Origin of the sequence: Georgenia sp. SUBG003 (genome assembly GCF_000715355.2) — a bacterium.
Lineage (GTDB): Bacteria > Actinomycetota > Actinomycetes > Actinomycetales > Actinomycetaceae > Georgenia.
Genome location: NZ_CP180204.1, coordinates 1,101,560 through 1,113,054, shown reverse-complemented (window position 1 = coordinate 1,113,054; position 11,495 = coordinate 1,101,560). Strand labels below are relative to the sequence as shown.

Genomic DNA, 11,495 nt, shown 5'->3' with positions numbered 1-11,495 from the left:
CGGTGACATGCGGCGCGGCCCCTGTGGATGTCCGCTCGGCCGGGGGCATGCGTTTGTGTCTCTGGACGAGCCACGTGGTCCCCGTGGCTGTCTCTGGCTTGAGGTTTCCATGACGGTTGCGTCCAGGTCACAGCTGAGAGCGTTGGGAGCTGCTTGCGCGTCTTGTCAGTCGTTGTGGATAGCCTCCGACCATGAACGAGCGTGACGTAGAGCACATCGATTACTTTGTGACGCACCGAAGGCTGAGCGAGAGCACACGGAGGTTGTATCGCCACCACGTATCCGCGTTAGCTGCATGGTGTGGGTCTGAAGGTTTAAACTTAACTTCTGTCAGTTCCGCCTCGCTTGCTAGGTACATTCGTATCGAACGGCAGCGACTGGCCATCTCGACAGTCAGATCGCGATTCGACTGCCTGCGGTTATTTTTCGCGTGGATGGTTGAGCAGGGGGCCCGAGCCGACAATCCGGCGGCTAAGCTTGATGTAGAGATACCACAGAGGCCTATCCGTCAAGCACTGACTGCCGAACAAATCGGACTATTGTGGCGGGCGGCGCGGCGTCCGGGTGAACGGGTGATCGTCGGACTCCTAGGAATCTGCGCCCTGCGCCCAGAAGAGGTTTGCGGCGCTGAGGTGTCCCACCTCGGAGAACTTGACGGGCGCCGGATTCTGCACATCCCGACACGCGGACGTTCGCAGCCGTACACGGTTCTGCCTGACGAGGTGTACTCAGCGATTAAGGAGCATCTGGAAGGGCGAGACCGTGGCGCCCTGGTTGTCACTGGCAGCGGCGGGAAGGCGCATCGCAAGCACCTTTACGTCGTCGTGAGGCGACTGGGTGAACTTGCTGGCATTCCTTTTTCTGTGTCACCCCGGCTTCTTTCATATTCTATGCGTGCTGTTGCCGTGGAGAGAGGGTTCAGTTTTTTCGAGCGTTATTCAGGCCGCCGGTGATGATGAGTTCAGGCGGCTTGCGGCATGGCTGAAGAGTGCTCCCAATTCTGCTCGGGAGCATGCTGCTCTGCGGATGGCTCGCCTGGTTGTAGGGACGGGCGATGAGGCGCTTGATTACTTGATGCATGCAGAAGTGGTTCTTCGGGAAACGGACTTGCCTCCTGCCGCTGCCGCAGGATTTGCTGGCGCGGCACTTGAGCGGCATCTCCGTCAACTAGTTTTGCAGTTGCGCGGTGACATTGAGGTCGACGGAAAAGCCGCCAAGCTTACTCGCTGGGCAGACCAGTTGAAGAAGGAGGGCGTCTTCACTGCGGCAGACGTCCAACTGGTCGCCAATATCCAGGGTTATCGCGATTCTGCGGCACATGGCTGGATGGAGCGCGTGTCGGCGAACGATGCAGCTTGGGTTATCGAGAACGCTCGGGAAGTCGTTCGCCGGTATCCGCTTGCCGGGCGCCTTTCCTTAGTGCAAGCGAGGGATGCGTCCTGAATCGGCGGAGCATCGACTAGATCGCACAAGAACGTCCCTTCGGACACGCACCTCTCATCTTGAAGGTTTGTTGCCGTTTTACGCTTCCGTCGTGGAGCAAGGACAGGGGGCGAACAGCAACGACTGGAAGACATGCGCCGGAAGGCACTTGAGCAGGGTCGGAGAGCAGCTGCTTCAGGGGAGTTAACGGAGGATGCGAAGCAGGGCGTTGGACGAGTTCATTGCAAGGGTGCGGCGACAACTGCCACCAGCGGGCGATGAGTGGCGTCGCTCCAACGGTGCGCTACGGGTTCGACGCGGCTTCGCCGTCGCATGGTCGGAGCGCCAGCGATCCTGCTAGCTCGCATCTCCTGTCGCCCTCGACGCCGGATATGGCCTGCATCAGACCAGCGAAACTTATGCGCGGGCATGCGGTCAGAAAACTTTTTGAGGGTGGCAGATCCACGGTTGCTAAGACGCGGCGGTGCCTCTCCGGTTAAGAAAGAGGTCATCCCCCCCGCCGCGCGATGATGATCAGTTTTGGCGAGCGATATCGTCGCAGCCGAGCGTCACGCCTTACAGCTTCATGCGCTTTACGACCTAGATTGGCATGTTCTCGTAGAGTATTCGAGTCGCCAGCTCGGGCCCTGTTGCGGTAACTACGAAGGCCTCGTTGACCCAGATGACTTTTAAGAGTTGTGAGTCGGAATCTTCATAGAACCAAGTGTAGCCGGATCCGTCATCATAAAGGGCTCCTTCGCCTAGCAGTTCTGCACCGCTGTCCGCATACCCTTTTCGTAATTCTTCGACGTATGCATCCTGACGGGAAGCGGAACGGAACTCCGCCGCAGTTACGTAGACTTTTTGATACCCCCATTGGTAAAAAGTGGCGTGCATGGCATCAAGGGCAGACCCCGGACCTTGCCGATGGCTTGTCCATCCTGGGGGGTCGGAGCGTGAAAGCAGTGTCCTGAAGTGCTCCGTCAAGCCGTGCGCGAAGCTCGCCTCGCGAGGAATCGGAACCGACATCCTGCGGTGAAGTGCTGTCGTTGGAACCATTGTAGGCGTGTGCGATTCCGTAAATCATCATTCCTGAGATGATGAGGGCGGCAACGAGGTTCCACCATTTTCCAATGCCGCTGCTGGTCGGCGTATTTGGTACGTCTGAGGCTTGCGACGGACGCGGTTGGCTCGTGTCTCGACGGTGCTCGGCTTCAGGTTGCGAGCTCGGCGCTCCCTGTGTGCCTGAGTTTCTTGGAATGTCTTGGTCACGAGCTTCACGGGCCTCCCGGGCTTCACGAGCCTCCCGGGCTTCACGAGCCTCCCGGGCTTGCCGAGCCCGAGCTTCCCGAGCCTCCCGAGCTTCTCGAGCCTCCCGGGCCTCCCGGGCTTCACGAGCCTCCCGGGCTTCACGAGCCTCCCGGGCTTCACGAGCCTCCCGGGCTTCACGAGCCTCCCGTGCTTCACGAGCCTCCCGTGCTTCATGAGCCTCCCGAGCCGAGGCCTCCGAATCTTGACGAGGCGGGGCCTTGGAATTATCCCTCTGCGTCGAGTCCGGGGCTGGTCGCGGCGAAGTGGGTGGACGTTCTTGGGAGCCGTTCTCGGAGCGCGGCGATCCGGTGCCGAGTTTCAACAGCAGCGTGGCTGCCTGGTTCGCTTCCTTCAGGCGGTCCTCCGCGGCCTCCGCTAAGCCTCGGTTATCAGGGAACCGATCAGGATGGTAGACCTGCGCGAACTGTCGCTGGGCCGTGCGGATCTGGGCAACCGTCGCGCCTGGCTTCAGAGCCAGTACCTCGAGCGCGCGTCGGACCTTCTCGTCCATCCTGGACTCCTGTGCTTGCGATACTGGTCGGCAGTAGTTGCATTTTCGGGAAAAACTTAGTGCCTCCCGAACTCGTCGGTTCCGTTTTGCCGTGGCTCGCGCCAGAGTCTCGTGGCGAGCGGTCAACGGCGGCGTTGGCGAGCGACTGACCACCGCGAATGCCCACGACCATGTTCCGGTCGGTTCGGGCGTCCGTTGGCCGCGCCGGGACGTGCTCTTACTTGGGGCAGCTTGCGCCTCCCCTAGGAGTGGCTGCGCCTGGGAGGTGGGGACCTGCACGGACGGCGTTATGGCCCCGGCTTCACGTCTCTTGCAGCAGACTTTGGCAGACATTGGCGAGCCGGCTGCGCAAGACCGCTGCCTTTGAGGCGAAGGTGCGCTGTCTTGTCACATACTCGGCCTTGCCGTCAGCAGTCTCTATCTTCACGGCTCGTTCTCCGAGAGGTGTTACGTCGTAGGGCGACGCCTGCATGTCCAGCGTGCGAATCTCGCGGGCAAGTTGGAAGCAATCAAGGGCGAGGTCGCCCGGCACGGCCGGGCCGAGCTTCGAGACCCACTTCCAGAGATCCATTCCTACATGAAGGCAACCCGGCTGCTCGAGCTGCGGCTGCGTCGATCGAGTTGGCTGGAGGCGATTTCGGCCCACGGCTTCGGGTGTGAAGAAGCGGAAGGCGTCGTAGTGGGTGCAGCGAATTTGGTGTCGCTCAACGACTGCGTCCGTCGCATCTTGGCCCAACCGGAGGGGCAGGGGGTGCCTGTGTGCTTCCTGCCGGTACACCATGGCCCACTCGTGGAGACCGAAGCAGGCTGTAGACGGGGGCCGTGAAGCTGTGGCGTTGAGCAATGTATGGATGTACTGCACGCTGTCTCGTCGCACAGCGATAAAGGCTGGAGCATCGAAGCGCACAGCCCCATCGGCGGTCGTCTTGTACCAGCGCCAAGCGTGGTGCGGGGCGGGCGTGCCGTTGTCCGGCAGCAGGATGATCCTTGCTCCAGGGTGCCAGCGTCGGACGAGGCGAGGCTTCGTACCGTAGTAGTCATAGAGGAAGTCATCGATTGGATGACGCTCACCCGTCGCAGCCCGTCGCCTGTGATCGGCAGTAAAGGCGTCAGCCCTAGTGGCGTGTGCCTGTTCGATGGTTCGCCATTCGGACGGCGCAAGCTGCACATCGTCCTCGCTCATGGAGCCACCGGATCCCGGAGGCGCGCGGTGTCCATGGTCGTCCAAACAACGCTCAGCCCAACGATGCATGCAAGCCCCTTGACTAGATCCATGTTCGCGTGCAGGCAGCCGGGCTGCTCCAGGTCAAGCTGCGTGGTGCGGCCGGGCTGCAGCCGGTTCAGCGGGCGGGCCGGCTCGGTGAAGAACCGGAACGCGTCGAAGTGCGAGCAGCGGATCGGGTGCGACTCGACGACCGCGTCGGTGCCCGCCTGCCCCAGCCGCAGCGGCAGTTCGTGGCGGTGCTCGCGCTGGCGGTAGACCATGGCCCACTCGTGCAGGCCCAGGCAGCCCAGGTGGGCCGGCCGGGCCGCCGTCCGGCGCAGCAGTGCGTCCATCCACCGGACCCCGTCGGCGCGGTCCGCCATGAAGGCCCGGACGTCCAGGACGACGACGGACGGCACGTCCTGCCCCGCGCCACCCGCTGCGCCGTCGGGAAGCGTGGTGGACCATCGCCAGCCGGCCCGCTCGGCGAGGTCCGCGCGGACGGCGGGGTCGTCGTCGGCCAGGAGGGCGACACCCACGCCCGGGTGCCAGCGGGCGAGCTGGGCCGGCCGGACCGGGTAGTACTCGAACAGGAAGTCCTCGATCGGGTGCTTCTCCTGCCTGGACCGTCGCTCGCGGCGGGCGGCGGTGAGCTCGTCCGCCCGTGCCGCGTGCGCCGACGCCCGCGCGGTCCACTCGGCGGGCGCGAGCGCGCGCACGGGAACGGTCGAGGTGGGCACGGCCACCAGGGTAGGAGACCGGAGCGGGCCCCGTGACGGCCGCCGGCCACGGCTGACCTAGGGTGGGACCCATGCGCATCGCACGGTTCATCACGGGGGAGAACCCGCAGTACGGCATCCTCGACGAGGAGAGCGACGAGCTCGTCGTCCTGCGGGGCGACCCCATCTACGGGGACCTCGACACCACCGGCAAGCGGGTGGCGCTCGACGAGGTCCGCCTCCTCTCGCCCGTGATCCCGCGCTCGAAGGTCATCGGCATCGGCCGCAACTACGCGGACCACGCTGCCGAGCTGGGCAACGAGGTGCCCGCGGAGCCGCTCGTCTTCCTCAAGCCGAACACCTCCGTCATCGGGCCCGACGACCCGATCGTGCTGCCCGCGTACAGCGAGAACGTCCATCACGAGGCCGAGCTCGCCGTCGTCATCTCGCGGCTGTGCAAGTTCGTGCCGCCGGAGAAGGCCGGCGACGTCATCTTCGGGTACACCGTCGCCAACGACGTCACCGCGCGTGACGTCCAGCGCACGGACTCGCAGTGGACCCGCGCGAAGGGGTTCGACACCTCCTGCCCGCTGGGCCCGTACATCGCCCTGGACCTCGACGTCTCCGACCTCGCGGTGCGCGCGAGGGTCGACGGCGAGCTGCGGCAGGACGGGCGCACCTCCGACCTCGTGCACAAGGTCCCGGACCTCGTCGCGTACGTCTCCTCGATCTTCACGCTCCTCCCGGGCGACGTCATCCTCACAGGCACCCCGGCCGGGGTGGGGCCCATCGACGTCGGCCAGCGGGTCGAGGTCGAGGTCGAGGGCATCGGGTCCTTCTCCAACCCGGTCGTCCGGAGGGACTGACGCAGCGGGCGACCGAGGCACGGGAGCGGGGAGGCCGGTCCGGCGGTGCGGCCAGGGGCAGGCGGCCCGGTCCCGGGACCTCGGTCACTCGTGCGCGCACGACGGCGGTGGTGCGCTGGTCCTGAGGTGATCACCGTGACCCGCGCCCGCGTCGCTCCCGCTCCGCTCGTCCTGGCGTCCCTGGCCCTGGCGGCCGCCGCCCTGCGGCAGGTCCAGGCTCGGTGGGGCGCCACCGACGCCGAGGTGACGGAGGCCCTGCCCGGCGACGACGTCCTCCCGTCCGCCGGGCTCAGCGCCACCCGGGCGGTCGACATCGAGGCCCCGCCGGGCTCCGTCTGGCCCTGGATCGCCCAGCTCGGGCAGGGCCGCGGCGGCTTCTACAGCTACGACGTGCTCGAGAACCTCGCCGGCTGCGACATCTACAGCGCCGACAAGGTCGTGCCGGAGTGGCAGGACGTCGCCGCCGGGGACGAGATCCGTCTCGCGCCGGAGGTGGCGCTCTCGGTCGCGGACGTGAGCCCGCCCCGGCACCTCGTGCTGCACGGCGGCGTCGCGCCCGGCATGCCGGCACCCCCGTACGACTTCACCTGGGCGTTCGTGCTCCGCCCGACGTCGGGCGGCGGCACCCGCCTCCTCGTGCGCGAGCGGTACGGGTGGCAGCGCCCGTGGGTGCGTCCGGTCGTCGAGGTCCTCCAGGCGGCCAGCTTCGTCATGACCGAGCGGATGCTGCGGGGGATCCGGGACCGGGCCGAGCGCGCGCCGGGCCCGACCCCCACCGCAGGTGCGGCGAACCTCGAAACGGTCAACCCCGTGGCCTGAGCGCCCTGCGTACGAACTGGATACGGCGGCGTGCCCGAGACCATCCGGCACGACCGGCCGTCAGGTGGCGGCCAGAGGCCTCCCCCTGCCCCGGGCGGGCGCCTTGCCGGCTCGCCAGGCGATCCAGCCGCCGCTGAGGACGACGAGGCCAGCTCCGATCAGGACCGTGGGAGGCGTTGCACCGGTGGTGAGCGCACCCAGGACTATCCCGAAGGGGTACATCAGGACGGCCGCGACGATCCACAGCAGGCCGGCCCAGAGTGGGAGGTCCTGCGACCGCGCCACCGCCGCACCGAGCAGCACGTTGCCCACGAACCCCAGGAGGATGGCGGCCATCGTGACCAGCGTCTGCAGGTCTCCGGCGGTGCTCTCCGGCAGCGCGTCGAGATTCATGCCCGCCAGGTAGGCCTGGCCCTCCATGGGCGAGCCGAACGCCGAGGCCCCGGCGAAGAACAGGAAGAGCATCTGGCCGAATGCCGCGAGCACCATGGCCCACATGCCCAGGTGGCCGGCGCGGCCCGGCGCCAGGTGCGCACCGAGGGCGAAGGTGCCGAAAATTCCCAGAACGAGTCCGAGGCCGCTGCCGAAGACGTGCGTCACGGCGTACTCCGGCTCGGTGACGAAACGAGACCAGGCCTCGTACTGCTCGGCGGGGTTGGGCTGCGGTTCACGGGAGGCCCACAGCGTCAGCGCCCCGTAGAGCGGAAGGCCGAGCAGGCCCGCACGGATCCATGGCGTCGCCGGTGTCGGTGCCATCGTCGCTCCTCGTGGCAGGTGGCCAACGCTCCGTCCCGTCTGTCACATGGTGACCCCGACCCGCTCACGTCGTGCGGCTTTCGGGCCCCCTGAAGCACGCGCGGGACTACCTCGACCGACGCTCCACCCCCGGACGACCCGGGCAACCAGATCGCTCGCTGGGTGGACCTCAGCCGGAGGCTCCGCGAGGCGGGATCCACCTGGCCGACCACCGCCTGCACGACGTCAGCGCCGCCACGACGGTGCGGGTCCGGGACGGGAGGACCATCGTCGCGACGGGCCCTTCGCCGAGACCAAGGAGTATCTCGCCGGGCGACCCCGAGGGAGCCACCGCTGTCCGCGACGAGCTCCGACGCCGCCGGGTCGGCCGCGCCACGACATGAACGGAAGTTCCGTGGCCATCTCGCGCCCGCGGGTCGTGTCGCTGCCCGTCCGGACCGGTTCAGCGGCAGAACCCACCGACGTGAGCAGGGCGGGGCCCGGTGGCCGTCGCTAGACGCGCACGCGTGCCAGCGCCTCGCCCATCTGCTCGACGGCCTGGCGCAGAACGGGCCGCGGCGCGGCCATGATGATGCGGACGAAGCCGGTGCCCGCCTCCCCGCAGGCCACGCCGTCGGTGAGGGCCACCTGGGCCTCACGTCGGAAGAACGCCGCCGCGGAGCCCTCGATGGCCAGCCCGCGGCAGTCGAGCCAGGCGATGTAGCTGCCCTCGGTCCACGTCAGAACGGCGCCGGGCAGGTGCTCCGCGACCAGCTGCGCCAGCAGGTCCCGGTTCCCACGCAGGTACTCGACGACGTCGTCCAGCCATCCGCCGTCGTCCGTGTAGACGGCGGTGGCGACCCGCGCACCGAGCAGGCCCACGGTGTCGGAGACGTCCGCGGCGTACGGCGCGAACGCCGCCTGGTCGGCCTCGTTGGACAGGACCATCTGCCCGCACTTCAGGCCCGGCACGTTCCAGCCCTTCGACGCCGCGACCGCGGTGACCGTGTGGCCCGCGGTGCGCTCGTCCAGGGACGCGTACGGCACGTGCTCGACGTCGTCGAGCAGGATCGGGGCGTGGATCTCGTCGGAGAAGACGCGGCCGCCGTGCCGGTCGACGACCTCGGCCAGCGCCAGGAGCTCCTCTCGCGTCAGCACCCGGCCCACCGGGTTCCACGGGTTGCACAGCACGAGCAGCCCCGCCCCGGCCGCGAAGGCGGCGTCGATCGCGTCGAGGTCCAGCGTGTAGCGCCCGGCGTCGTCGACGAGGCTCGGCACCTCGATGACCTCGCGGTCGGCGGCCGGCACCACCGTGAGGAACGGCATGTACGCCGGGGTGGGGACGATGACGGCGGAGCCCGGGGCGGTGAAGTGCCGGATCGTCTCGCGCAGCACCGTCAGCACGTCCGGCACCAGGTGGACGCGCTCGGCGGGCACGCGCCAGCCGGTGGTGCGCAGCAGCCAGTCCGCGGTTGCCTCGCGGGCCGCCTGCCGCTCGGCGACCGGCAGGTACCCCAGGGCGCCCGCGTCGGCGGCGCCGCGCACGACGTCCCGCACGACCGGCGGGACGCCGAAGTCCATCTCGGCGACGAACGCGCCGATGCAGTCGGGGAAGCGCCGGGCAGGGGCTGGGCGGGCCGGCGGGCGGCCGCCGATCCGCCCCGTGGACGGCAGTTCCCTCGCTACGCTCCGGCCGTGCCGACGACGACTCCGACCGCCGCCCCGACGACCGGGCGGGCCACCCCGCTCCGCGCCGTCGCGCTCCTCCTGGCGCTCGCCTGGTCCACGCTCGGGTTCGCGACGACGGACCTGTGGGTCGTCATCCCGCCCGGCCACCCGCTGTTCGCCGCCGACGAGGCCATGCTCGAGGCCGGCTGGGGCATCAGCTTCACCTGCCTCGTCGTGCTGCCGCTGCTGGTGCTGGTGCTGCGCCCGGAGCTCGGCCGTGCCGTGGCGGTGCAGCTCGCCGTGGTGGCGGCGTGCACCGTTCCCGTCGCCGCGCTCGCCCTCGACCCGACCCTCCTCCTCCTCCTCGGCGCCGTGCTGGCAGCTACGGGCGCCGCGGTGGGGTGGCTGGCGCGGGCGGGACGACGCCGCCGCCCGGGGGACCCGCGGCGGCTCACCCTGATCTGGGCGGCCGTCACGCTGGTGGTGTTCGCGGGCGTCCCGTGGGTCGGGTTCATGCGCACGTCCGGTGACTTCTACCCGGACGGTTCCCGCAACGGCGCCGTCCTGGTGCTCGCCACCGTCGCGGCCGCCTGGCTGGTCGCCGCCGTGGTCGGCGAGCAGCGACGTGGAGGACAGGTGCCGAGCAGCGCGCTCCCGCTCCCGCGGCACCGGCGTGGTCACCTCAGCTCCGACGACCCCGGCGGATCTCTGTCCGACGTTCGCGGACGGCCCGCGGGGACTGTGCTCGCTGTGGTCGCCGTCGGAGCAGGGCCGTGGTCGGTGTACGTATGGCACCTGGGCCACGCGGGGCGGTACGTCGACTCCTACCTGACCAACGGCATCGACCACTGGCCGGCGCAGGCCGCGTGCGCGCTCGCGGTGCTCGTCCTCCCGGTCCTCGCCGCGTTCGGCCGGGGCCCGGTCCGGCTCGCGACGTCCACGGCCGGGCTGACCGGGCTCCTGCTGGGCGTCTTTTCTCTGCTGTATCCGGACGTCGGAGCGTCGCTCGGCCCGGTGTGGGGCGTGCTGTCGGTGGTGTGGGGCGTCGCGCTGATCGGCGCGGGTCTCCTGTTCGCCGGTCGTCGCGAACGGATGCCCTTCAGGCCCGGTGCCGCCGGCTCACGTCAGGCCGCGACGGATACCGGCACGCGAGCACCGTCGTCGGCCGTGCGACGGACGAGGTCGCGCACGACGTGGGACGCGTCGTCCCCGACTCCCCCGACCGTGTCCGAGGCGTAGCTGCGCTGGAAGGTCTGCCCGAGCACGTACAGGCCGGGCTGACCGAGCACCCGTCCGCGCTCGTCGGGAAGCCGGCCGGAGGTGTCGAGGCCGGGCAGGTCGATCCAGCCGAAGTCGGGGCGGAAGCCGGTGGCCCAGATGACGTTGCGGACGTCGAGCGTGCCGCCGTCCTCAGTGACCGGGAGCCCGTCCGTGACACCGACGATCCGTGCCGTCCGCACGATCCGGGCCGCATCGATGTCCTCGGGCTTGATCCGCACCAGCTGCTCGCCGTGGCCGCCCAGGAGCTCGCGGCGCACGCGGCGCCCCACCGGCGTGCCGACGGTGAGGATCTTGGTCCACGCGAACCAGAACAGCGGGAACAGCGCCCGGGAGGTGCGGCTCTCGATGCGGATCTTCAGGTGCCCAGGGTGCCGACCGGCCAGCAGCACCGGATGCGTGGCCGCCAGCTCGACGGCGATGTCGGCGCCGGAGTTCCCGGCCCCCACGACCAGCACCGGACCTGGACGGAGCTGGGTCGGGTTGCGGTACTCCGCCGCGTGCAGCTGGAGGACGTTCGGGGCCAGGGCGTCGGCGAAGTCCGGGGTGTGCGGCGTGTGGTGCGGGCCGGTGGCGACGATGACGTTGTCGGCCGCGTACGACTGCGCGCCGGCCGTGACGACGAACCGGCCACCCTCGCGGACGAGCCCGTCCACGTGGACGCCGGTCCGCACGGGCAGCGAGAACCGCCTGGCGTACGCCGACAGGTAGTCCACCATCTCGGCGCGGGTGGGGAAGCGGTAGCCGCCGGGGAAGCGCATGCCGGGCAGCCCGTCGTGCGTGGCGGGGGTGAACAGCCGGACGGAGTCCCAGCGCGTGAGCCAGGACCCGCCGACGCGGTCCGCGGCCTCGAGGATGACGAACGCCCGGCCGTGGCTGGCCAGGTGGTACCCGGCGGCCAGTCCGGCCTGTCCGGCACCGATGACGACCGTGTCGAAGTGCTCTGCCATGTCGACTCCTTG

Annotated in this window: 12 protein-coding genes; 6 read left to right on the top strand and 6 right to left on the bottom strand. The window is 68.9% G+C overall.

From position 1 onward, the window contains the following. Positions 1-191 precede the first annotated feature (191 nt). Together DA06_RS05360 and DA06_RS05355 are read left to right on the top strand one after the other, a co-directional pair. A complete protein-coding gene (locus tag DA06_RS05360) occupies positions 192-953 on the top strand; it encodes a tyrosine-type recombinase/integrase (protein ID WP_418607065.1) in 762 nt (253 codons plus the stop codon). Next, the gene (locus tag DA06_RS05355) at positions 838-1,443 is read left to right on the top strand and encodes a hypothetical protein (RefSeq protein WP_418608491.1); all 606 of its coding nucleotides are present in this window, start codon (positions 838-840) and stop codon (positions 1,441-1,443) included. Before DA06_RS05360 ends, DA06_RS05355 begins: the two co-directional genes overlap by 116 nt. A gap of 1,065 nt (positions 1,444-2,508) precedes the next feature. Here the strand turns inward: DA06_RS05355 and DA06_RS05350 are convergent. The 3 genes from DA06_RS05350 to DA06_RS05340 form a co-directional block, all read right to left on the bottom strand. Continuing rightward, the gene (locus DA06_RS05350; protein ID WP_418607063.1) at positions 2,509-2,907 is read right to left on the bottom strand and encodes a hypothetical protein; all 399 of its coding nucleotides are present in this window, start codon (positions 2,905-2,907) and stop codon (positions 2,509-2,511) included. A 638-nt stretch (positions 2,908-3,545) separates the two neighbouring features. Then, a complete protein-coding gene (locus DA06_RS05345; RefSeq protein WP_043497982.1) occupies positions 3,546-4,427 on the bottom strand; it encodes a hypothetical protein in 882 nt (293 codons plus the stop codon). Beyond that, the gene (locus DA06_RS05340; protein WP_418607061.1) at positions 4,424-5,188 is read right to left on the bottom strand and encodes a 3-methyladenine DNA glycosylase; all 765 of its coding nucleotides are present in this window, start codon (positions 5,186-5,188) and stop codon (positions 4,424-4,426) included. The genes DA06_RS05345 and DA06_RS05340 overlap by 4 nt, the downstream gene beginning before the upstream one ends. A 71-nt stretch (positions 5,189-5,259) precedes the next feature. Here DA06_RS05340 and DA06_RS05335 point away from each other — a divergent pair, with 71 nt between their 5' ends. Together DA06_RS05335 and DA06_RS05330 are read left to right on the top strand one after the other, a co-directional pair. After that, positions 5,260-6,033 (top strand): fumarylacetoacetate hydrolase family protein, encoded by a 774-nt coding sequence (locus DA06_RS05335; RefSeq protein ID WP_043497981.1) that lies wholly within the window; start codon positions 5,260-5,262, stop codon positions 6,031-6,033. A gap of 135 nt (positions 6,034-6,168) precedes the next feature. Then, entirely contained in the window at positions 6,169-6,852 is a 684-nt protein-coding gene (locus tag DA06_RS05330) for an SRPBCC family protein (RefSeq protein ID WP_418607059.1), read from the top strand. Between the two features lie 60 nt (positions 6,853-6,912). Here DA06_RS05330 and DA06_RS05325 read toward each other — a convergent pair whose 3' ends face one another. Beyond that, the gene (locus DA06_RS05325; protein WP_043497979.1) at positions 6,913-7,608 is read right to left on the bottom strand and encodes a hypothetical protein; all 696 of its coding nucleotides are present in this window, start codon (positions 7,606-7,608) and stop codon (positions 6,913-6,915) included. Between the two features lie 71 nt (positions 7,609-7,679). On the opposite strand from DA06_RS05325, the gene DA06_RS05320 reads away from it, so the two are divergent. Continuing rightward, positions 7,680-7,991 carry a hypothetical protein gene (locus DA06_RS05320; RefSeq protein ID WP_418607057.1) on the top strand — a complete coding sequence of 104 codons (312 nt, stop codon included), beginning with the start codon at positions 7,680-7,682 and terminating at the stop codon, positions 7,989-7,991. A 109-nt stretch (positions 7,992-8,100) separates the two neighbouring features. Here the strand turns inward: DA06_RS05320 and DA06_RS05315 are convergent, their stop codons facing one another. Then, positions 8,101-9,168: a MalY/PatB family protein gene (locus DA06_RS05315; protein ID WP_418607055.1), complete on the bottom strand. Its 1,068-nt coding sequence runs from the start codon at positions 9,166-9,168 to the stop codon at positions 8,101-8,103. A gap of 114 nt (positions 9,169-9,282) precedes the next feature. Here DA06_RS05315 and DA06_RS05310 point away from each other — a divergent pair, with 114 nt between their 5' ends. Continuing rightward, positions 9,283-10,494 (top strand): hypothetical protein, encoded by a 1,212-nt coding sequence (locus DA06_RS05310; protein WP_418607054.1) that lies wholly within the window; start codon positions 9,283-9,285, stop codon positions 10,492-10,494. Here DA06_RS05310 and DA06_RS05305 read toward each other — a convergent pair. Further along, positions 10,380-11,483: an NAD(P)-binding domain-containing protein gene (locus DA06_RS05305; protein WP_043497971.1), complete on the bottom strand. Its 1,104-nt coding sequence runs from the start codon at positions 11,481-11,483 to the stop codon at positions 10,380-10,382. The genes DA06_RS05310 and DA06_RS05305 overlap by 115 nt on opposite strands. Between the last annotated feature and the right edge of the window lie 12 nt (positions 11,484-11,495).